This window comes from Nocardia sp. NPDC003482, from assembly GCF_053588115.1.
This window is the reverse complement of record NZ_JBSFPI010000014.1, coordinates 194,688-216,626: the sequence shown is the minus strand read 5'-3', so window position 1 is coordinate 216,626 and position 21,939 is coordinate 194,688. Positions and strand designations below refer to the sequence as shown.

Genomic DNA, 21,939 nt, shown 5'->3' with positions numbered 1-21,939 from the left:
TCTTCCTGGGGCTAGGGCTTAGTCGCTCGGAGTCGCTGCCAGCGCGTTCGCGCCGCCGACGATTTCGCTGATTTCCTGCGTGATGTTCGCCTGCCGGATCGAGTTCGCTTGGCGCGTAAGGCCGTTCACCAGTTCGGTGGCGTTGTCGGTGGCGGCCTTCATCGCGGTGCGGCGCGCGGCCGACTCCGAGGCCGCGGCCTCGAGCAGCGACGCGTAGATCCGGGTGTTCACGTACTTCGGCAGCAGTCGGCCGAGCAGCGTGTCGGCGTCGGGCTCGAACTCGTACAGCGGATGGATGTCCGCGGTCGGCGAGTCGGTGACGAAGTCCTCGCCGAGGTCGTAGTTCTCCTCGACGTAGCTCACCTGGATCGGCGCGAGCCGGCGGACCTCCGGCACCTGCGAGAGCATCGACACGAAGCGCGTGTAGACGATGTGGATCTCGTCGACGCCCTCGATCGTGCCCTCGCCGTTGGGCGCGGGCACCTCCTTGCCCGAACCCGCCATGAACGCCTCGACCAGGTTCTCGCACGCCGCCGACGCGTCGGTGTAGTGCGGCTGCTGGGAGAACCCGACCCACGAGCCGACCACCCGGCGGTTGCGGAACGTGTAGTAGGTCAGGCCCTTCGCGCCCATCACGTACAGCACCGGCTCCTTGCCCTCGGAGCGCAGCGTCGTCATGAGTTCCTCGGCGCGCCTGAGCACGTTCGAGTTGTAGCCGCCGGCCATGCCGCGGTCGCTGGTGATGACCAGGATCGCGGCGCGGCTGGGGTTCTCCCGCTCGGTGAGCAGGGGGTGGGTGAGGTTGGACGAGGCGCTCGCGAGTTCGCTCAGCACCTTCGTGATCTCCTCCGCGTACGGCTTCGCGGCGGCGACCCGGGCCTGCGCCTTGCTGATTCGCGAGGTCGCGATCAGCTCCTGGGCCTTGGTGATCTTCTTGATCGAACCCACGCTACGAATGCGGGAGCGCAATTCACGCAAGCTTGGCATTGGTCACACTCCCTTCGTTGCTCGATAGCACAGTCGCATTGGCTCGCCGCGTTACTTCTCGACGTGCTTGCGGGTGACCGACAGCGACTCGACCTCTTCGTGGTCGAGCTGATCGGCCTCGGCCTCGTTCACCACGCGACTGCCGTCGGAGGCCAGGAAGCCCTTCTTGAAGTTCTCGGTCTCGGCCTTGATCTGCTCGGCGGCCTCGCCCTCGAGCACCTTGCCGCCCTCGATCGACTTGAACGCGTCGGCGGCGGAGCGGTGCAGGTTCTCCAGCAGCTCGCTGTTGAACCGGCGGATGTCGCCGACCGGCACCGAGTCGTAGAAACCGGCGTCGACCAGGTACAGCGAGACGATCTGGTCCTCGACCGAGACCGGGGAGTACTGATCCTGCTTGAGCAGCTCGACCCAGCGGGCGCCGCGCTCGAGCTGGGCCAGCGAGGCCGCGTCCAGGTCGGAGGCGAAGGCGGAGAACGCCTCCAGCTCACGGAACTGGGCCAGCTCCAGGCGCAGCGAGCCGGAGACCTTCTTCATGCCCTTGGTCTGCGCGGCGCCACCGACGCGGGAGACCGAGGTGCCGACGTTGATCGCCGGGCGGACGCCCTTGTTGAACAGGTCGGACTCGAGGAAGACCTGGCCGTCGGTGATGGAGATGACGTTGGTCGGGATGAACGCCGAGATGTCACCGGCCTTGGTCTCGATGATCGGCAGCCCGGTCATCGAGCCCGCGCCCATGTCGTCGGACAGCTTCGCGCACCTCTCCAGCAGGCGGGAGTGCAGGTAGAAGACGTCACCGGGGTACGCCTCGCGGCCCGGCGGGCGACGCAGCAGCAGCGAGATCGCGCGGTACGCCTCGGCCTGCTTGGACAGGTCGTCGAACACGATCAGGACGTGCTTGCCCTGGTACATCCAGTGCTGACCCAGCGCCGAACCCGTATAGGGGGCAAGCCATTTGAAGCCCGCGGAGTCCGAGGCGGGGGCGGCGACGATGGTGGTGTATTCCATCGCGCCGTGCGACTCGAGGGCCGTCTTCACGCCCGCGATGGTCGAGCCCTTCTGGCCGATCGCGACGTAGATGCAGCGGACCTGCTTGGTCGGGTCGCCGGTCTCCCAGTTGGCCTTCTGGTTGATGATGGCGTCGATGCAGACCGCGGTCTTGCCGGTCTTGCGGTCGCCGATGATCAGCTGACGCTGACCGCGGCCGATCGCGGTCAGGGCGTCGATGGCGGTGATGCCGGTGGCCATCGGCTCACCGACCGGCTGGCGCTGCAGCACGGTCGCGGCCTGGAGTTCGAGGACGCGACGCTCGTCGGCCTCGATCTCGCCCAGGCCGTCGATCGGCGCGCCCAGCGGGTCGATGACGCGGCCCAGGAACTTGTCGCCGACCGGGACGGAGAGCACGTCACCGGTCCGGCGGACCTCCTGGCCCTCCTCGATGTTCTCGAACTCACCCAGGATGACCGCGCCGATCGAGGTGTCGTCGAGGTTCAGCGCGACGCCGAGCACGCCGCCCGGGAACTCCAGCAGCTCGTTCGTCATCGCCGACGGCAGGCCACTGACATGGGCGATGCCGTCGCCGGTGTCGGTGACGATGCCGACCTCCTCGATGGAGGTCTCGGGGGTGTAGCTCTGGGTGTAGCTCTCGATAGCGCTACGGATCTCATCGGGGGAGATCGTCAGCTCCGCCATGGTTCTTCCTGCTCTCGCTGTGGTCTGAAGGAATGTCGGGGAATGTGCGGCTAGGTCAGCGACTGCCGCAGCCGCTGCAACCGGCCGATCGCGCTGCCGTCGATCACGTCGTCGCCGACGCGCACGACGACACCGGCCAGCAGGGTCGGATCGACCTGCACGTGCACGGTGACCGGCTTGTCGTAGATCCGCTGCAGCGAGGCCGCCAGGTGTTCGCGCTGCTGTGGGGTCAGTTCGACCGCCGCGCGCACGTGCGCGACGATCTGCTTGCGCAAGGACGCCGCCAGATCGGACAGCCGATCGAAGACGGGACCGACGTCGCCGACCGACCGGCCCACGGCGTGCTGGGCCAGCTGCAGGGTGATGTCCTCGACCTTGCCGCTGAGCAGCCGTTCCAGCAGCTCGCGCTTGGCCTGCGCCGACGTGTTGCGGGCGGCGAGGGCCTGTTCGAGGTCCGGATTGTCCTCGACGATCCGGCCGAGCCGGAACAGCTCGTCCTCGACGGCGTCGATCCGGCCGCGGTCGGTCGCGGCCCGCAGCAACGACTCCTGCCCGAGCAATTCCAGCGTGTCGACCAGGTCCCGGGTGCGGGACCAGTTCTGGGCGACGGCGGTGGTCAGCACGGCCAGGGTGGCCGCGCTGATCTTGCCGCCGAAGACGCGTTCGGCCAGTTCGGCGCGTGCCGAACTCGATACCGACTTATCCGCGAGCGCTACACGCAGCGAACGCTGGTCGTCGAGTACGGCGACAACGGCGAACAATTCGGAGCCCGTCGTGGCGGCGACGGAGTCGCTCCCGGTGAGAGCGGCCGACAGAGCTTCCCGAGCCCGGGAGCTCGCCTCACGGCTCGCTGCGTACATGCTTCCCACTTTCGTGTCGTTACCTTCCGACCCCGATGCCGGCCTTGTCGTCCAATTCTGCAAGGAATCGGTCGATCGAGGTGGCCTGCTTGGCCTGATCCGACACCGACTGTCCGATGATCTTCTCGGCCAGATCGACCGCGGTGCGGCCGAGTTCACCACGCAACTCTGTCACGATCTGCTGCCGTTGCGCTTCGAGTTGGGCATGTCCGGAAGCCACGATGCGGTCGGCCTCGGCCTGGGCCTCGGAGCGCAGCTGCGCCAGGATCTGCTGGCCCTGGTTGCGCGCCTCCTCACGGATGCGCGCGGCCTCGAGGCGGGCCTCGGCCAGCTGCTGCTGGTACTGCTCGAGCGTCGCCTGCGCCTCGGCCTGCGCGGCCTCGGCCTTGGCGAGACCGCCCTCGATCTTGTCGGAGCGCTCGTCGAGCACCTTCTGCAGGCGCGGGATCACGTACTTGTAGAACACGAACGCGATGATCGCGACGCAGACCAGCGACCAAATGATGTCGTAGTTGGCCGGGAGAAGAGGGTTGTGCTCTTCCTCGGCCGCGAGCAAAAAGGTCCCGTTCATGGCAATCAGAAAATGAAGCCGGCGACGAGGCCGATCAGGGCCAGCGCCTCGGTGAACGCGATGCCCAGGAACATGTTGGTCCGGATCGTGCCCTGCAGCTCGGGCTGGCGAGCGATGCCCTCGATCGCCTTACCGACCACGATGCCCACGCCGATGCCGGGGCCGATGGCCGCCAGACCGTAACCGATGGCGCCGTAGCCCTTCACCTTGTCGGAGGTCTGGGCGAGTTCGGCGGCCACGTAGGAGAGGCTCATGAGATTTTCTTTCCCTTTCTGTTGCCCACACCCCCGGCGGCGTGTGGGTCAGTCTTTGTGCGGTTGTGCGGTCAGTGCGAGTCGGCGTGCTGGGCCAGGCCGATGTACACGGCGGTCAGCAGCGCGAAGACGTAGGCCTGCAGGAAGATCACCAGCATCTCGAACAGCGTGAAGGCGAGTCCGCCCGCGAGCGAGAACGGCGACAGGCCCTTCATCCACGCGGCGCCGTCGAACAGGAAGAACTGCGTGGCGGTGAAGAACAGCACCAGCATGATGTGCCCGGCGAGCATGTTGGCCATGAGTCGCACGGTCAGCGTGAACGGGCGCAGGATGAAGGTCGAGATGAACTCGATCGGGATCAGCAGCACGTGCATCGCGGGCGGCACGTTGGGCACCACGATCGACGAGCGCATGTACTTCCAGAAGCCGTACTTCTTGATGCCGATGTAGTTGAACGCGAGGTAGGCGATCACCGCGAGCACCAGCGGCATACCGATTCGCGCGTTCGAGGAGATGTTCAGGAACGGGATGATGCTCGAAAAGTTCAGGAACAGGACCGTGAAGAAGATGGTGGCGATCAGCGGGAAATACTTCCTGCCGGTTTCCTTGCCGAGCACCTCGTCACAGATCTGCTCGCGCACGAACACCAAACCGTATTCGGCGACATTCTGCAGGCCGCGCGGTACGAGTCGGGGCCGCCGGAACGCCAGCAACATCACGCCGATCAGCACGAACGTCATCACGATGCGGATCAGCATCAGACGGTCGATTGCGAAAGGAGTACCCGCGAACAGCAACGCGTCCGGGAAGAAGTCATCTAGCGAAGGCGGTGTGAACTCGCCTGCCAAAGTGGTGACGCTCAGCGTTCTCTCCCGTGTTCGGGCCGCGGGTATGGGTCAACCCGCGGTTCGATCGGACATTGACGATCTGGTGGTCGACTCAGGTCGGCTCGAAGTTCGTCAGCAGCTGTGCGGGGAATCACCCGCTCGTGGCGTCTGTACGTCGGCGACATCGTCGACGGTGCAGAGCCGAACCCCGCAGGGCCGGCACGGCTGTAAGCATAGCCGCTCCCATGAGGAAGTAGTGACCGCCCTATGGACCGGATGCTTACGGTAAAGAGTTTACCAAGGTATCTACGACAACGTGTAGGGGGTCTCGTCACGCCTTGGAATGATCTTGATTCGCCGCCCGCTCGTCCGGCGTCGCGACAATCGGAACCCGTTGCCGCAACAGCCCGTAGGTCTCCGCGCCGAGCACGATCAGCAGCGCGCCCACGACGGTCAGGAACAGGGTCATGCGGTCGTAGAAATCGAAGCGCTGGAGAATCGCGACGACGATCATCACGACGAGCAGTTTCCCGACCCAGGAGGCGAGCATCACCATGCCCTGGATCCCGGAATCCAATTTCGCGCTGAACAGCACCAGCGCCGCGGTCGTGAGAATGAAGAATCCCCCGATGGCCGATCCGATCAGCGCGCCCCACAACCCGGGCAGTCCCGCGAGGATCGAGCCGAGCACCGCCGAGACGATCACCAGCGCGACCAACCCCACGATGCCGGAGCGCAGGGCCGCGCGCAGCGGGGCGTCGGGATGATGCTCGGGTGCGGTGCTCACGCCGGCCAACTCTACCCGTCGCCCGCGACGCCCCCGCGCGGCGTCCGGCGGCGCAGCCCGACCGCCTCCCGCAACGACGGCACGGCCGTCACCACCAGCGCGAACACCAGTCCGGCCGCGAACAGCAACACCACCAGCCGCCGATCCATGAGCGAGGTCCCCACGGCACCGAAGGCCAGCACCCCGACCCACAGATAGATCAGCAACACCACCCGCCGCTGCGAATGACCGATCTGCAACAGCCGGTGATGCAGATGCATCTTGTCCGGCGTGGAGAAGCTCACGCCCGCCCGCGCCCGCCGCACGATGGCCATCACCAGATCGAGCACCGGGATGAACATCACCGCGCCCACGAGCAGCAGCGGCGACAGCAGACCCACGATGTCGCGCGGCCCGTACCCGGTGAGCGGGATGCGCCCCGACGCGCCCGTGGACACCGCGGCGAGCATGAGCCCGATCAGCATCGAGCCGGAATCGCCCATGAACAGCCGGGCCGGGGAGAAATTGTGTGGCAGAAATCCCAGGCAGCCCCCCGCGAGCGCGGCGGCGAGCAGCGCGGGCGGATAGGTGTCGGTGGCCCCGCCCTGCTCGTAGAGCAGCCCCACGGTGAACACGAACACCGCGCCCCCGGCGATGAGCCCCAGCCCGGCCGCGAGCCCGTCCAGGCCGTCGACGAAGTTCATCGCGTTGATCATGACCACGGTGATGCCGACGGTCACCAGCCCGCCCTGCAACGGATCCAGCACCACGGTCGTGTTGTTGAACGGGTTGTAGACGGCCACCCAGCTCAACCCCATGACGGCCATCACGCCCGCGGCGGTGATCTGCCCCACGAGTTTCGTCAGCCAGTCCAGCCCCCAGCGGTCGTCGAGTACGCCGACCCCCACGATCAGCGTCCCCGCGACCACCACCGCGGGGATGTCGTGCGGGTACTCGAATCCCCTACGCAGCGCGGGCAATTGGTGCGCGAAGGCCACCGCGGCGAGCACGCCCAGATAGATGCCCACCCCGCCCATCCGCGGAATCGGCTTGACGTGCACATCGCGTTCGCGCGGAATCGCCACCGCCCCGAACCAGATGGCCAGCACGCGGATACCGCCGGTGGACAGCAGGGTGATCACGGTCGAGACGAGCAGCACGAGCAACAGCTCGCGCAGCGGAACGACAGCGCCCTGACTGTATGCCGTTGCCTGACTGAGAAGCATCTACCAGGCCGTCACCGGGTGGTCTCGGGCGTCAGCTCGTCCGGCGACAGACCCAGGACCTCGGCCACCCGCGCCGCGGTGACCGCGCCCTCGCGCAGGATGCGCGGGGTGTCGGCGGTCAGGTCGACGATGGTGGAGGCGACGCCGTGCTCGGCCGGGCCGCCGTCGAGATAGACGTTCACCAGCTCGCCCAACTGATCGCGCGCCTCGTCGACCGTGGTCGCGGGCGGGCGGCCGGACACGTTCGCGCTCGATACCGCCAGCGGGCCCACCTCGCGCAGCAGTTCCAGCGCGACCGGATGCAGCGGCATCCGCAGCATCACCGTGCCCCGCGCGTCGCCGAGATCCCAGGCCAGCGAGGGCGCCTGCTGCACAACCAGACTCAGCCCGCCCGGCCAGAACGCGCGGATCAGCTCGCGGGCCTGCGGCTGCACCGAGAACACGAGCCCGTCGATGGTGTTCCACGAGCCGACCAGCACCGGGACCGGCATGTCCCGCCCGCGGCGCTTGGCCGCGAGCAGCGCGGAGACCGCCGCGGAGTCGAAGGCGTCGGCGGCGATTCCGTAGAGCGTGTCGGTCGGGATGACAGCCAGCCGTCCGGATTTCAGAGTGGCCCGCGCGGCGGTGAGGCCGGCGGCCCGCGAGTCGGGATCGGAGCAGTCGTAGACGGTACTCACGGCGTGGAGTCTATGTGTTGGTTCCGAGCGGACGATGATCGGAGTGGCGGGCCGGTCCGCTCAGCGGACGAGACGGCCCAGAAGCGCCGAGGCGCAGGCGATTCCGAGCACGGCCGCGGCGACCAGCACACCCATGTCGAGCCAGAGGTGGTGCGGCCCGCCGACCAGCAGTCCGCGCAGCGCGTCCACCTCGTAGCTCAGCGGATTCACCCGCCCGATCGCTTGCAGCCAGCCCGGCATGAGGTCGATGGGATACAGCGCGTTCGAGGCGAAGAACAGCGGCATGGTGATGGCCTGGCCGATGCCCATCAGTCGATCGCGGGTGCCCGCGAGGCCCGCGATGGTCATCGACAGACAGGCGAAGAAGGCCGCGCTCAGGATCACCGCGACGATCGCGCCGAGCAGCTTCAGCGGATTGAGCGTCATGTGCACGCCCATGACCAGCGCGAGGACCACGATGATCAGCACCTGGGCCACCGAGCGCACCCCCGCCGCGAAGCATTTCCCGGTGATCAGCGCCGCGCGCGGGGTGGGAGTCACCATGAGCTTGTTCAGGATTCCCGCGTCGCGGTCCCAGATCAGCTGGATGCCGTAGAAGATCGCGATGAACAGCGCGGACTGGGCGATGATCCCGGGCGTGAGGAAGTCCAGATAGGGCAGTTCTCCGGTCGGGATCGTGCGCAGCCGGGCGAAGGTGGTGCCGAAGATCAGCAGCCACAACGCCGGTTGCACGGCCCGGGTGAGCAGTTCGGTACGGTCGCGACGCAACTTCTGGAGTTCGACGATCGCGAAGGTGCCGATGCGCGAGCCCAGGGCGATCAGCCGCGCCGCTCCGCGGGGTGCCGTGCGCGGCGGCGGGAAATCAACCGGCGCGCTGTGCTGTTCTACGCGTGTTCCGGACACCGCGCAGCCCTCCCTCCGTATTGTCCTCGGCCAGATCGGCACCCGCGTGGTGACGGAAGACGTCCTCCAGCGTGGCGTCGGGACCGAGGGCTCGTTTCAATTCCTCCGGCGCGCCGACCGCGCGCAGGGTTCCCTTGTGCAACAATGCGATTCGATCGCAGAGCGCGTCGGCCTCACCCATGTAGTGGGTGGTGAGCAGGACGGTGGTGCCGAACCGGTCGCGCAGGTCGCGCACCCGCTCCCACACCCCGTCCCGCGCGATCGGATCCAGGCCGACCGTCGGTTCGTCGAGAACGAGTAGTGCCGGACGGTTGACCAACGCTTGGGCCAGCTCGAGGCGGCGCACCATGCCGCCGGAATAGCTCGCCGCGAGCCGATCGGCGACGTCGAGCAGATTCATGGCGGCCAGCGCGTCGGTCACCCGGCGGGCGCGTTCGCGGCGCGGCACGTCGAACAGCCGGGCGAACCACATGACGTTCTGGCGTCCGGTCAGCGTGGCCTCGACCGAGAGTTGTTGCGGCACATAGCCGAGGTTGTAGCGGATATCGATGTCGCGGCGGCCCACCTCGAATCCGAGTACCCGGACCGTGCCCTCGCGCACCGGCATGAGGGTGGTGAGCAGGCGGATGGTGGTGGTCTTACCCGCGCCGTTGGGGCCGAGCAGGCCGAAGATCTCGCCGCGGTCGATGCGCAGGTCGAGGTGGTCGACGACGACGTGGTCGCCGTAGCGTTGGGTGAGGCCCTCGCATTCGATTGCGGGAAGCCGGTTTTCGGTCATCTGCCCTTCCTCGTCTCGCGGTCGTGCAGGATCTCGGTCAGCTTGTTCACCACGGCGAGGCCGCGGGTGAGTTCCTCGCGTTCCTCGGCGGTCAGTTCGGCCAGCGCGGTCGCGATGAGATCGTGGTGCCGTCGGCGCGTCTCGTCGACCCGCTGCTGCACGCGCGCGGGCAGGCTCAGTCGCATCACCCGGCGGTCCTCCGGATCGGACTCCCGTTCCAGCAGTCCCGCCTGCACCAATGCCGTCACGAACGTCGACACGCTGTTGGCCGCCAACCCCAGCTCCCCCGCGGCCTCCTTCACCGAGATTCCCGGATTGCGGCCCACGAGCCGCAGGAACTCCGACTGCGAGGCGCTGACCCCCGACCGGTCGAACGCCCGCCCGGCCAAGCGCCCGACCTGCCGCCGGAATCGCCCGAAGGTGCGCAGCAGCCCGCCGACCAACTCCCGATCGGTGGCCTGAGTGGTGGACTCCATGCCCGCAACAATACCTCTGAATCAGAGGTAAATCACTCCGAGTCAGAGGTAATTTTCCGCCGAACCGAGACGAACCGCGGCTTCCCCGCCAGATCCGGATGCTCGACCACCTCGTCGAAACCCCCGTGAGCAGCGAAAAGCCCTGCGGCCCCGGACCCGTTGGAGTCGTCGTGCTCGACCGCCGCCACCCCGCCGGGCCGCAGCAGACGCGCGATGGTCCCGACCATCGGACGAATGACCGACAACCCGTCCGCCCCGCCGAACAAGGCGAGATGCGGATCATGGTCGGCCACTTCGGGATCCAGCACGGCGTCGGCGGGGATGTAGGGCGGATTCGAGACGACGACATCGACGCGCCCGTTCAGCGCGGCGAGGATCGCGGGATCGGTGACATCCCCCGCGTGCAGCCGGATGGCCGTATCCCCTTCGGCCACACGGGCTTCCGCGTTGCGTGCCGCCCAGGCCAGCGCCGCCGGATCCAGCTCGACCGCGTGCACGTCCGCGTCCGGGCGGGCGTGGGCGACGGCCAGCGCGAGCGCCCCGGACCCGGTACACAGATCCACGACGACGGGCCGATGCTCGTGCCCCAGCACCTCGAGCCGCGCCAGCGCCCACGCGAACAGCAATTCGGTCTCCGGGCGCGGCACGAAAACCCCGGGCCCGACGGACAGCTCGATCTCCCCCATGGCCGCGGTGCCCGTGAGATGTTGCAGCGGAACGCGTTCCGCCCGCCGCGCCGCCAACGCCCGGAGTTCGGCGGACTGCTCCTCGGTGACCAGCGGAATCAACGCCAGTCGAGGCCGTTCCACCCCGAGCACATGTGCGGCCAGATACTCGGCGTCGACCCGGGGGCTCGGCACGCCCGCCCGCGTGAGTACCTCGACGGCCTCGGCCAGCGCGGAACGCAGCGGAACGCGCGTCACGAAATCACTCCGCCGCCAACCGTGCCGCTCGGTCCGCTTCACTCAATGCGTCGAGGAGGGTGTCCAACTCCCCATCCAGCACCGAATCCAAGTTGTGAGCTTTGAAGCCGATGCGGTGGTCGGTGATCCGGTTCTCCGGGAAGTTGTAGGTGCGGATGCGTTCGGATCGATCCACCGTGCGGACCTGGCTCGCCCGTCCGGCGGCCGCCTCGGCGTCGGCCTGCTCCTCGGCGAGCGCCTGCAACCGGGCGGCGAGCACCTGCATGGCCCGCGCCTTGTTCTGCAGCTGCGAACGCTCGTTCTGGCAGGTCACCACGATGCCCGTGGGCAGATGCGTGATGCGCACGGCCGAATCGGTGGTGTTGACACCCTGGCCACCCTTACCCGAGGACCGGTAGACATCGATGCGCAGATCGGATTCGTCGATCTGGACCTGCTCGACCTCGTCGGGCTCGGGATAGATGAGCACACCCGCGGCGGAGGTATGGATACGTCCCTGGGATTCGGTCACCGGCACGCGCTGGACGCGATGCACTCCGCCCTCGAACTTCAGCCGCGACCACACCCCGTCCCGGCTGGGCTCGCGGCTCTTGATCGAGATCGTCGCGTCCTTGTACCCGCCCAGATCGGAGATGTTGGCGTCGAGCACCTCGACCTTCCACCCGCGCCGCTCCGCGTAGCGGACGTACATGCGCGCCAGATCCGAGGCGAACAGGGCCGACTCCTCGCCGCCCTCACCGGATTTCACCTCGAGCACCACATCGTCGGCGTCGTGCGGATCGCGCGGCGCGAGCAGATCGGTGAGCGTCTTCTCCAGCTCCTCGACCTGCCGCTCGAGGTCGGGCACCTCGGCCGCGAACGCCGCGTCGTCGGCCGCCAGCTCCCGCGCCGCCGCGAGATCGTCGCGCGCGCTCGCCAACTTGTTGTAGGTCGACATGACCGGAGCCAACTCGGCGAACCGCTTTCCCACACGCCGCGCCTCACCCGGGTTGTTGTGCAGCGCCGGGTCGGACAACTGCGTCTCCAGACCCGAGTACTCGGCCAGGATGTCGTCTATCGCGGAGGGGGCCGTCTTGTCGGCCATCGAAGGTGCTCCTCGGGAGAAGGTCGAAAGGGTCGCCAAACAGGCCGACGCCCGGCCTGCGAGGCAGGACGGGCGTCGGTGGGACAGCTACTTGGCGTCGGCCTTCTTGGCGCGCTTGCCGTAGCGGGCCTCGAAGCGGGCGACGCGGCCGCCGGTGTCGAGGATCTTCTGCTTGCCCGTGTAGAACGGGTGGCACTGCGAGCAGACCTCGACGGTGATGTGGCCCGACTCCTTGGTGCTGCGGGTCTCGAAGGTGTTACCGCAACCGCAGACGACGGTGGTCGGCACGTAAGCCGGGTGGATTCCTGCCTTCATGGGTGTCCTTTCGATGTGGTCGCCGGGTCGCCGTCGACGTGCGAGGGCGTGAACCGGAACCGACTAGGCGGGATGCTCTGCGTTCTACCAGCAGACGCACCAGCGGATCAGTATGCCAGAACGGCTGGCACGACCTGTCAACGCACCCCCGTGCGGTTTGATTCCCGGAGCGCACCCGCCCATTCCCGGAGCGCCCCCGATCCCTGCACCCAGGAAAGTACGGGCGCGCGCGGACCCGGATCTCGAGTGACGCTGAAGTCGAGTAGTTCGCTACTCGGGAACGCGTACAGGTCTGTTCATAGAGTAACCCCAGGTGAGTACCGGGTGCTTACGGGAAAGGGACAGCAGTGAATCTCCACGCCGCTCGGGGGGCGGGTACGCGGCCGGCCGCGACGACGTTCGCGGCGCTGTTCGTGCTCGCGGCCATCGGCTGGTGGTCGACGCCCGACGATCCGCGGACCGCGTTGCCCGCGCACGCCCCCACCGACACACCGACCTACGAATACACCGCCACGGCCGTCTCGACCGGCGGCGTCGCGACCGTGACCGCGCTGATCCTCGGCTTCCTGGTGGTCGGCGCGGCCGGGATCGGACTGGTCTTCTTCCGTCCGGCCCCGCGAACACCACGGCGGCCCCGCCGAAGCGGGGCCGCCGTGGTACGGGTTCGAGCGCTTACTCCTCGAGCGCGCCCGGTGCGGTCTTGGAGACCGTCATCAGGAACTCGAGATTGGTCTTGGTCTTCTTCAACCGGTCGATCAACAGGTCGATGGCCTGGTGCGAGTCCAGCCCGGACAGCACTCGGCGCAGCTTGTGGATGACCGCGGCCTCGTCGGGCGACATCAGCAGGTCGTCGCGACGGGTACCGGACGGGTTGACGTCGACCGCCGGGAACACGCGGCGCTCGGCGATCTTGCGATCGAGCTTGAGCTCGGCGTTGCCGGTGCCCTTGAACTCCTCGAAGATCACCGTGTCACCGGTCGACCCGGTCTCCACCATCGCGGTGGCGATGATGGTGAGCGATCCGCCGTTCTCGATGTTGCGGGCCGCGCCCAGGAACCGCTTGGGCGGGTACAGCGCGGTCGAGTCGATACCACCGGACAGAATGCGCCCCGACGCCGGTGAGGCGTTGTTGTAGGCGCGCCCGAGCCGGGTGATCGAGTCCAGCAGCACGACCACGTCCTGACCCATCTCCACCAGCCGCTTGGCCCGCTCGATGGCGAGTTCCGCGACCGAGGTGTGGTCGCTCGGCGGCCGATCGAAGGTGGAGGCGATCACCTCGCCGCGCACCGTGCGCTGCATGTCGGTGACCTCTTCCGGACGCTCGTCGACCAGCACGACCATGAGGTAGACCTCAGGGTTGTTGATCGCGATCGCGTTCGCGATGTCCTGCAGGATCGTGGTCTTACCGGCCTTCGGCGGCGACACGATCAGCGCGCGCTGGCCCTTGCCGATCGGCATGATCAGGTCGATCACGCGCGTGGTCAGCTTGTTGGGCTGGGTCTCGAGCCGCAGGCGCTGATTCGGGTACAGCGGGGTGAGCTTGCCGAATTCCGGCCGCCGCTTGGCACTTTCGATATCGGCGCCGTTGACGGTGTCCAGGCGCACCAGCGGATCGAACTTCTGCCGCTGGTTGGCCTGCTCGCCCTCGCGGGGCGCGCGCACGGCGCCGGTGATGGCGTCGCCGCGGCGCAGGCCGTTCTTGCGGACCAGGTTCATCGACACGTACACGTCGTTCGGCCCGGCCAGGTAGCCCGAGGTGCGCACGAACGCGTAGTTGTCGAGCACGTCCAGAATGCCCGCCACCGGCTGCAGGACGTCGTCCTCGCGGATCTCGACCTCGTTGCCGCGGGCCTCGCCGCCCTCGCGGTCGCGTCCCCGGCGACGCTCGCGGAACCGGCGACCCCGGCGGCCGCGGCCCTCGTCGTCGGCGTCCGCGTCGGCGCGATTACCGCGATCGCCGCGGTTGCCGTTCTGGTTGTTCTGGTTCTGGCCGTTCTGCTGGCCGCGGTCGCCGCGATCGCGCCGCCGGTCGCCGCCGTCCTGCTCCTGCTTGGTGTCGGCGTCCTTGGTTTCGCGGGCCTCGCGGGTCTCCCGGTTGTCCCGGGCCTCGCCCCCGGCGTTCTCGCCCTCGCCCCCGGCGTTCCCGGCGCGCTGCTCGCGCCCGCGACGCTGGCGGCCCCGGCCGCGCTGACCGCCGTCACGACCGGTGTCGTCACCCGAATCGGCCGGGCGCGCAGCGCTTTCGGCGGCCTCGGCGGGAGCGGCGGCGTTGTTCGCGGGCTTCTCGTCGACGACGCTGTCCAGCGTCGGCTGCTCGACCCGCTGCCGGTCCTTGGCGCGGTCGTGCTTCACCGGAGCGGACTCCTCGCCGGTCGACGGCGCCGCGGCGGGCTGGGACACCTCCGCCTTCGCGTCGGACTTCGTCTCGTTCCGGCCACGCGGGGCCTTTCCGGACGAGGCGGCCTGATTTTCTTTGATGGCGGCGATCAGATCGCCCTTACGCATCCCGGATGTGCCTCGGATACCGAGCTCTCCGGCAAGCGCACGCAACTGCGGCAACAACATTCCAGTCAGCCCCGATCGTGCGACGTCGGTGTGTTCGCTCATCTTCGAAATCTGTCCGGAGTCACTTTCGCGGCGGCCCGAGGAACTTGCGTTGGATTCCACCCCGGGTGTCGCGAGCAGGTCCGTATCTGTCACGGAGATCCTTTCCTTCCCTCGATTGCCGTGTGCTTATTCGAGGGTTTCGTCCCGAAGCCCGGTCATTGCGCCGAGCTCGGATGCCGTATCGCCTGCCCCGCCGGACCGGCCGGTCGTCACCACCTGGGCTTCGACCACCGGTTCACAAAGGTGGGAGAGATCATTCCAGTTGCTTTCCCCATAAGTCCGAGACTCGTGTCCCGAGCCTGAGCAAGGAGCCTGCTGGAGCGATTGCCCTGATGAAGCACCGGCGACATGACGCGCACGATGTACGGACGTGCCCAGGATAGCTCTCACTTTTCACCTCAGCAAGGCAGGCGCGCCGTCAATCCACCCGGACGCCGTCGGAAATGGTCGGTGACACCACTCGAAGGCCCGCGCGGGACGCGCGTTCGCGCAGCTCGGAGGGCAATTCCCCGAGGCTGAAGGCGAGCACGGTCGGGCCCGCCCCCGACACGGTCGCCGCGATTCCCGCCTCGCGCAACAGCCCCACCCATTCGGTCGTCAGCGGCAGCGCGGCGGATCGATACCCCTGATGCAGCCGGTCGGCCGTGGCGGGAAGCAGCAGGTCGGGCCGCTGCGTCAGCGCGACCACCGCCAGCGCGGCGCGGCTGACGTTGAAGGCCGCGTCCCCGTGCGGCACCAGTTCGGGCAGCAGGCCGCGGGTGTGCGCGGTGGCCGAACGCTCCTCGGGGATGAGCACGGTCGCGCACAGCGCGGGATGCGGGTCCAACCGCACCGCCCGGTAGGTCCGCAGATGGTGGTCGGCCGCCGGATCGGCGGCGTCCTCGGTCCACGACACCACGATGCCGCCCAGGACGCTGGCGGCCGCGTTGTCGGGATGTCCCTCGAATTCCGAAGCCAGCTGGACCAATTCGTCGTCGTCGCAGACCAGCGACGCGTCGAACTTGGCGGCCAGACCGCGCCCGGCGGCGAGCCCGCCGACCACCGCCGAGGCGGACGAACCGAGCCCGCGTGAGTGCGGAATCACGTTGTGGCACACCACATCCAGGCCGTCGGCCCAGACGCCCGCCGACTCCAGGCCGCGCTCGATCGCGCGCACCACCAGATGCGAAGGGCCCCAAGGGACGTCGTCGGCGCCCTCACCCTCCACTCGGATGGTAAGGCCGGAATCGGTGGTGCGCACGACGATTTCGTCGTACAACCCCAACGCGACCCCGAGCGAGTCGAAACCGGGCCCCAGATTGGCACTCGACGCCGGAACCCGGGCGGTGACCGTGATCCCCGGCGGCAGGGTCCTGGTCATCAATTGACCTTCGCGCGAGCTCAACTCAGGCCAGCTCCAGCTCGCGGGCCACCGCCACCGGATCCACCCCGATCGCCTGCACCTCCGGCATCCCCGACAGCGCGGTGTCGGGGTCCTTGAGGCCGTTGCCGGTCACCGTGCACACCACGGTCAGCCCGGGTTCGAGCCAGCCCTCGGCGCGCGCGGCCAGCAGCCCCGCCACACTCGCCGCCGAGGCGGGTTCGACGAAGACGCCCTCGCGCCCCGCGACCAGGCGGTACGCGGCGAGGATCTCGTCGTCGGTGGCCGCGCGGAACGCCCCGCCCGACTCCTCCTTCGCGGTCACCGCGCCGTTCCAGGACGCGGGCGCGCCGATCCGGATGGCCGTGGCGATGGTCTCGGGATCCTTGACCGGGGCCCCGTTGACCAGCGGCGCGGCCCCCGCGGCCTGCACACCCAGCATGCGCGGGCGCGATCCGGTGACGCCGTCGGCGTGATACTCGCTGTAGCCGCGCCAGTAGGCGGTGATGTTGCCCGCGTTGCCGACCGGCAGCGCGTGCACGTCCGGCGCCCGGCCGAGCACGTCGCAGATCTCGAAGGCCGCGGTCTTCTGTCCCTCGATGCGCGCCGGGTTGACCGAGTTGACGAGGCCGACCTGCGGGAATTCCGCGGTCACCTTGCGGGCCAGCTCGAGGCAGTCGTCGAAGTTGCCCTGTACCTGAATGATCTTGGCGCCCAGCATGACCGCCTGCGCCAGCTTGCCCATCGCGATCTTGCCCTGCGGGATCAGCACCGCGCAGTGCATACCCGCGCGGGTGGCGTAGGCCGCCGCCGAGGCCGAGGTGTTGCCGGTGGACGCGCACAGCACGGCCCGCTGCCCGCGCGCCTTGGCGTCGGTCATGGCCATGGTCATGCCGCGGTCCTTGAAGGAACCGGTCGGGTTGGCGCCCTCGACCTTGAGGTACACCTCGCACCCGGTCAGCTCGGACAGGTGGCGGGCGGGCACCAGCGGCGTACCGCCCTCGAACAGCGTGACGGGCTCCCAGTCGGCGCCCACCGCCAATCGCTCGCGATAGGCCGCGATCAAGCCGGGCCACGCGCGATGCACGGGCACTCCCGTCGTACTCATTCCTCGGTGCCTTCCAATCTCAGGACGCTGGTCACGGACGTGACGGATTCCAACTCGGCCAGTGCGGCCACCGTATCGGCCAGCGCCGACTCCGCCGCGTGGTGGGTGACCACGACGAGCCGGGCGCCCTCGTCGTGTCCCTCCTGGCGGACCGTCGAGATGCTCACGCCGTGTTCGGCGAATTCGCCGGACACCGCCTGCAACACCCCCGTGCGGTCGGCGACCTTCAGGTTCACGTGGTAGCGGGTCGGCGTGTCGCCGATCGGCGCGATCGGCAGCTCAGCATAGACCGATTCGCCCGGCGCGCGACCACCGTAGAACTTGTTGCGCGCGGCCATCACCACATCGCCCATCACCGCCGACGCGGTCGGCGCACCGCCCGCACCCTGCCCGTAGAACATCAGTCGCCCGGCGTTCTCGGCCTCCACGACCACGGCGTTGAACGCGCCCGTGACCGCCGAGAGCGGATGCCGGCGCGGGATGAGCGCCGGATACACCCGCACCGAGATGCGTTCCTTGCCGCCCTCGGCGGGTCCGGGCTCCCCCGGCCCGGCGGGCACGCGTTCGCAGATCGCCAGCAGTTTGACCGTACAGCCCACGGCCGCAGCGGTTTCCAGATCCTCGGCGGTGATCTTCGAGATGCCCTCGCGGTACACGTCGGCCGCCGTGACCCGGGTGTGGAAGGCCAGCGAGGCCAGGATGGCGGCCTTCGCCGCGGCGTCGTAGCCCTCGACGTCCGCGGTCGGATCGGCCTCGGCGTAGCCCAGCCGGGTCGCCTCCGCCAGCGTGTCGCCGTAGTCCGCGCCGGTCTCGTCCATCGCCGACAGGATGAAATTCGTTGTGCCGTTGACGATTCCGACCACCCGGTTCACCCGATCGCCGGACAGCGACTGGATCAGCGGGCGCACCACGGGAATCGCCCCGGCGACGGCCGCCTCGAAGTACAGATCGGCGCGGCTGCGCTCGGCGGCCCGGGCCAGTTCGGCGGTGTAGTCGGCCAGCAGCGCCTTGTTGGCGGTCACCACCGACTTGCCCGCGTTCAGCGCCGCCAGGATGAGCCCGCGCGCCGGATCGATACCGCCCATCACCTCGACGACGAGGTCCACGTCGTCGCGCCGCACCAGCGCCTCGGCGTCGGTGGTCAGCAGGTCGGCGGGAATGCCGCGATCGATGTCGGTGCGCCGCACCGCGACTCCGCGCAACACCACGGGCGCGCCGACGCGCGAGCGCAGATCGTCGGCGTGCTCGCGCAGGATCCGCACGACCTCGGTGCCGACATTGCCCATGCCCAGGACCGCGACCCCGATCGGATGGTCGGATCCGAACACCGCCCTGTTCCCGGCCCCGGTCATGGCTCCACCTCCAAACTCAGCAGATCCGCCACCGTCTCCCGGCGCAGGATCACCCGTGCCCGCCCGTCCCGCACGGCCACCACGGCCGGGCGGGTGAGCAGGTTGTACCGGCTCGACATCGAGTAGCAGTAGGCGCCCGTGGCCGCCACCGCGATCAGATCGCCCGGCCCGACGTCGTCGGGCAGCCAGGTGTCCCTGATGACGATATCGCCGCTCTCACAATGCTTTCCGACCACGCGCGCCACCACCGGACCGGAGTCGCTGCCGCGCGAGACCAGGCGGCAGTCGTACTCGGCCTGGTACAGCGCGGGCCGGATGTTGTCGCTCATACCCCCGTCGACGCTGACGTAACGCCGCCGCGCGCCCGCGTCGAGGGTCACATCCTTGATGGTGCCGACCTCGTAGAGGGTGACCGTGCCGGGACCGGCGATGGCCCGGCCCGGTTCGACCGCGAGGGTCGGGACGGGCAGGCCGATCTGCGCGGCCTCCGCGCTTACCAGATCGCGCACCTTGGCCGCGAACTCGTCCAGCGGCGGCGGATCGTCGCTCGGCAGATACGAGATGCCCAGTCCCCCACCGAGATCCAGCGTGTGGATCTGCGCGGTGCGCTCCGCGCCGAACTTGTCGATGGCGTCGCGCAGCAGCCGCAGCATGCGCCGCGCGGAGATCTCGAATCCGTCGATGTCGAAGATCTGCGAACCGATGTGGCTGTGCAGGCCCACCAGCCGCAGATTGTCCGCCTCGAACACCCGCGCCAGCGCCTCGAGGGCGTCGCCGCCGGAGATCGAGAAGCCGAACTTCTGATCCTCGTGCGCGGTCGAGATGTATTCGTGCGTATGGGCTTCCACGCCGACGGTGACGCGCACCAGCACGTCCTGCACCACTCCGGCGCGCCCGGCCACGGCCTCGAGCCGGTCGATCTCGATCAGCGAGTCGACCACCACGTGGCCCACCCCCGCGGCGACCGCGGCCTCCAGCTCGGCGACCGATTTGTTGTTGCCGTGCAACGCGATTCGATTCGCCGGGAAGCCCGCGTGCAGCGCCACCGCCAGCTCGCCGCCGGAGCAGACGTCCAGCGAGAGGCCCTCGTCGCGCACCCACCGGGCGACCTCACCGCACAGAAATGCCTTGGAGGCGTAGTGAACTCGCGCGTTCGCGCCGAACGCGCGGACCATATCGCGGCAGCGCGACCGGAAGTCGTCCTCGTCCACCACGAACAGCGGCGTGCCGAACTCCTCGGCCAGCTCCGTGACCGGGACGCCCGCCAGCCGTACCACGCCGTCGTCGCCACGCGTGGCGTTTCGTGGCCACACCGCGGCGGGCAGATCGATCATCAGAACCGGATCACGCGGGCGCTCAGGGAGATTCGGCGCGTGCGGGATCTCGGCGTGCCGGGGTCCGGCGGGGTGGGCGCTCATCACATTCGCTCCGGTGCGTCGACGCCGAGCAGCCCGAGGCCGTTGGCGAGTACCTGACGGGTGGCGTTGACCAGTTCCAGACGCGCGGCGTTGACCGGGGTGACCGGATCGTCGCCCTGCGGCAGGATGCGCAGCGTCTTGTTGGTCTGGAACCGGTGGTAGGCCCCGGCCAGTTCCTCGAGGTAGCGGGCCACGCGGTGCGGCTCCCGCAGCGTCGCCGCGCTCGCGACGACGGCCGGGTACTCGCCCAGCGTGCGGATGAGCTCCCCCTCCTCGTCGGCGGTCAGCAGCGCGAGATCCGGTGTGACACCGGCGAATCCGAGATCGGCGGCGTTGCGGCCGACCGCGCAGGTGCGGGCGTGCGCGTATTGCACGTAGTAGACCGGGTTCTCGTTGCTCTGCTTGGTCCAGACGTCGAGGTCGATGTCCATGCTGGTGTTGACCGAGCTGCGCACCAGCGAGTAGCGGGCGGCGTCGACGCCGATCAGCTCGACCAGATCGTCCAGTGTCACAACGGTTCCCGCGCGCTTGCTCATCCGCACGGCCTTGCCGTCGCGCACCAGGTTCACCATCTGGCCGATCAGCACCTCGACGGTGCTCGGATCGTCGCCGGAGGTCGCCGCGATCGCCTTCAGTCGCCCGATGTAGCCGTGGTGGTCCGCGCCGAGCATGTAGATGCACAGATCGAAGCCGCGGGCGCGCTTGTCCAGGTAGTAGGCGATGTCACCGGCGACGTAGGCGGCCTTGCCGTCGCTCTTGATGACCACGCGGTCCTGATCGTCGCCGTACTCGGAGGAGGCGATCCACCACGCCCCGTCCTTCTCGTACAGCTTGCCCATGGCCTTGAGCCGCTCCACCGACTCGTCGACCGCGCCGGAGGCGAACAGCGAACTCTCGTTGAAGTAGACGTCGAATTCCGTACCGAACTCGTGCAGGGTCCGCTTGATGTGGTCGAACATCAGCTCGACGCCCTCGCGACGGAACAGCTCGTGCCGCTCGTCGTCGGGCAGAGTCACCGCGTCGGGATGCGCGGTCGTGATCCGCTCGGCGATCTCGGCGATGTAGGCCCCGGCGTAGCCGTTCTCCGGCGTCGGCGCGCCGGTGGCCGCGGCGACCAGCGATTCGGCGAACCGGTCGATCTGCGCGCCGTGGTCGTTGAAGTAGTACTCGCGGGTGACCTCCGCGCCCTGACTGGCGAGGATGCGGCCGAGCGCGTCGCCGACCGCGGCCCAGCGGGTGCCGCCCAGATGGACGGGACCGGTCGGGTTGGCGGAGACGAACTCCAGATTGATCTTGGTCCCGGCCAGCGTGCTCGCGCTGCCGTAGCCCGCGCCCGCCGCGCGGATCTGCTCGAGGATCGCGCCCTGCGCCGCGGCCGCCAGCCGGATGTTCAGGAACCCCGGCCCCGCCACATCGGCGGACTCGATGCCGTCGTTGGCGGCCAGCGCCTCGGCGAGCAGCCCGGCCAACTCGCGCGGATTCAGTCCGGCCTTCTTACCCACCTGCATGGCCACATTCGTGGCATAGTCACCGTGTTCCGGGTTGCGGGGACGCTCCACCTTGACCTCGTCGGGCAGGACCGCAGGGTCCGATCCACGTTCGACAAGCACCTTCGCGGCGGTGGCGCGAAGGAGATCTGCAAGGTCAGCTGGAGTCACGAGTCTCTATCCTATGGTCTGAGCAGGCGTACGCCGCCATCGGGCACCTCTGGGCAGGCACCCAGCAAACCGGGCCGGTGACACCAGCTTGCCGCATTGC

At 68.6% G+C, this 21,939-nt stretch carries 21 protein-coding genes; all 21 read right to left on the bottom strand.

What is annotated here, in order from left to right; all coding sequences use genetic code 11:
* Window positions 1-18 precede the first annotated feature (18 nt).
* Entirely contained in the window at window positions 19-987 is a 969-nt protein-coding gene (locus ACWDSJ_RS23200) for a F0F1 ATP synthase subunit gamma (protein WP_387371155.1), read from the bottom strand.
* Between the two features lie 51 nt (window positions 988-1,038).
* Window positions 1,039-2,676, bottom strand: a complete 1,638-nt coding sequence (gene atpA, locus ACWDSJ_RS23195; protein WP_450034185.1) for a F0F1 ATP synthase subunit alpha — start codon at window positions 2,674-2,676, stop codon at window positions 1,039-1,041.
* A 50-nt stretch (window positions 2,677-2,726) separates the two neighbouring features.
* Window positions 2,727-3,536 carry a F0F1 ATP synthase subunit delta gene (locus tag ACWDSJ_RS23190; protein ID WP_387371151.1) on the bottom strand — a complete coding sequence of 270 codons (810 nt, stop codon included), beginning with the start codon at window positions 3,534-3,536 and terminating at the stop codon, window positions 2,727-2,729.
* Between the two features lie 19 nt (window positions 3,537-3,555).
* The gene (locus tag ACWDSJ_RS23185; RefSeq protein WP_387371149.1) at window positions 3,556-4,107 is read right to left on the bottom strand and encodes a F0F1 ATP synthase subunit B; all 552 of its coding nucleotides are present in this window, start codon (window positions 4,105-4,107) and stop codon (window positions 3,556-3,558) included.
* 5 nt (window positions 4,108-4,112) lie between these two features.
* Window positions 4,113-4,361 (bottom strand): ATP synthase F0 subunit C, encoded by a 249-nt coding sequence (locus ACWDSJ_RS23180; protein WP_216897472.1) that lies wholly within the window; start codon window positions 4,359-4,361, stop codon window positions 4,113-4,115.
* A 71-nt stretch (window positions 4,362-4,432) separates the two neighbouring features.
* Window positions 4,433-5,158: a F0F1 ATP synthase subunit A gene (gene atpB / locus ACWDSJ_RS23175; protein ID WP_387371171.1), complete on the bottom strand. Its 726-nt coding sequence runs from the start codon at window positions 5,156-5,158 to the stop codon at window positions 4,433-4,435.
* Window positions 5,159-5,519: 361 nt separating this feature from the next.
* Window positions 5,520-5,975, bottom strand: a complete 456-nt coding sequence (locus ACWDSJ_RS23170) for a hypothetical protein (protein WP_450034183.1) — start codon at window positions 5,973-5,975, stop codon at window positions 5,520-5,522.
* Window positions 5,976-5,986: 11 nt separating this feature from the next.
* Window positions 5,987-7,180 carry an MraY family glycosyltransferase gene (locus ACWDSJ_RS23165; protein WP_387371144.1) on the bottom strand — a complete coding sequence of 398 codons (1,194 nt, stop codon included), beginning with the start codon at window positions 7,178-7,180 and terminating at the stop codon, window positions 5,987-5,989.
* Between the two features lie 11 nt (window positions 7,181-7,191).
* Entirely contained in the window at window positions 7,192-7,857 is a 666-nt protein-coding gene (locus ACWDSJ_RS23160) for an L-threonylcarbamoyladenylate synthase (RefSeq protein ID WP_387371142.1), read from the bottom strand.
* Window positions 7,858-7,917: 60 nt separating this feature from the next.
* Entirely contained in the window at window positions 7,918-8,760 is an 843-nt protein-coding gene (locus tag ACWDSJ_RS23155; RefSeq protein WP_450034181.1) for an ABC transporter permease, read from the bottom strand.
* Window positions 8,720-9,538: an ATP-binding cassette domain-containing protein gene (locus ACWDSJ_RS23150; protein ID WP_450034179.1), complete on the bottom strand. Its 819-nt coding sequence runs from the start codon at window positions 9,536-9,538 to the stop codon at window positions 8,720-8,722. The genes ACWDSJ_RS23155 and ACWDSJ_RS23150 overlap by 41 nt, the downstream gene beginning before the upstream one ends.
* Window positions 9,535-10,014, bottom strand: a complete 480-nt coding sequence (locus ACWDSJ_RS23145; protein WP_387371136.1) for a MarR family winged helix-turn-helix transcriptional regulator — start codon at window positions 10,012-10,014, stop codon at window positions 9,535-9,537. Before ACWDSJ_RS23145 ends, ACWDSJ_RS23150 begins: the two co-directional genes overlap by 4 nt.
* A 32-nt stretch (window positions 10,015-10,046) precedes the next feature.
* Window positions 10,047-10,937, bottom strand: coding sequence for a peptide chain release factor N(5)-glutamine methyltransferase (gene prmC / locus ACWDSJ_RS23140; protein ID WP_450034177.1), 891 nt, complete (start codon window positions 10,935-10,937; stop codon window positions 10,047-10,049).
* 4 nt (window positions 10,938-10,941) lie between these two features.
* Window positions 10,942-12,021, bottom strand: a complete 1,080-nt coding sequence (gene prfA / locus ACWDSJ_RS23135; protein WP_387371132.1) for a peptide chain release factor 1 — start codon at window positions 12,019-12,021, stop codon at window positions 10,942-10,944.
* Window positions 12,022-12,108: 87 nt separating this feature from the next.
* The gene (rpmE, locus tag ACWDSJ_RS23130; RefSeq protein WP_387371130.1) at window positions 12,109-12,336 is read right to left on the bottom strand and encodes a 50S ribosomal protein L31; all 228 of its coding nucleotides are present in this window, start codon (window positions 12,334-12,336) and stop codon (window positions 12,109-12,111) included.
* 672 nt (window positions 12,337-13,008) lie between these two features.
* Window positions 13,009-15,036: a transcription termination factor Rho gene (gene rho / locus ACWDSJ_RS23125; RefSeq protein WP_387371128.1), complete on the bottom strand. Its 2,028-nt coding sequence runs from the start codon at window positions 15,034-15,036 to the stop codon at window positions 13,009-13,011.
* A 325-nt stretch (window positions 15,037-15,361) separates the two neighbouring features.
* On the bottom strand, window positions 15,362-16,303 hold the full coding sequence (gene thrB / locus ACWDSJ_RS23120; protein WP_387371126.1) for a homoserine kinase: 942 nt from the start codon (window positions 16,301-16,303) through the stop codon (window positions 15,362-15,364).
* A 25-nt stretch (window positions 16,304-16,328) separates the two neighbouring features.
* Entirely contained in the window at window positions 16,329-17,411 is a 1,083-nt protein-coding gene (thrC, locus tag ACWDSJ_RS23115) for a threonine synthase (protein ID WP_450034174.1), read from the bottom strand.
* The gene (locus tag ACWDSJ_RS23110; protein ID WP_387371122.1) at window positions 17,408-18,763 is read right to left on the bottom strand and encodes a homoserine dehydrogenase; all 1,356 of its coding nucleotides are present in this window, start codon (window positions 18,761-18,763) and stop codon (window positions 17,408-17,410) included. The genes thrC and ACWDSJ_RS23110 overlap by 4 nt, the downstream gene beginning before the upstream one ends.
* A complete protein-coding gene (gene lysA, locus ACWDSJ_RS23105; protein WP_450034172.1) occupies window positions 18,760-20,181 on the bottom strand; it encodes a diaminopimelate decarboxylase in 1,422 nt (473 codons plus the stop codon). The genes ACWDSJ_RS23110 and lysA overlap by 4 nt, the downstream gene beginning before the upstream one ends.
* The gene (argS, locus tag ACWDSJ_RS23100; protein ID WP_450034171.1) at window positions 20,181-21,839 is read right to left on the bottom strand and encodes an arginine--tRNA ligase; all 1,659 of its coding nucleotides are present in this window, start codon (window positions 21,837-21,839) and stop codon (window positions 20,181-20,183) included. The genes lysA and argS overlap by 1 nt, the downstream gene beginning before the upstream one ends.
* Window positions 21,840-21,939 lie beyond the last annotated feature (100 nt).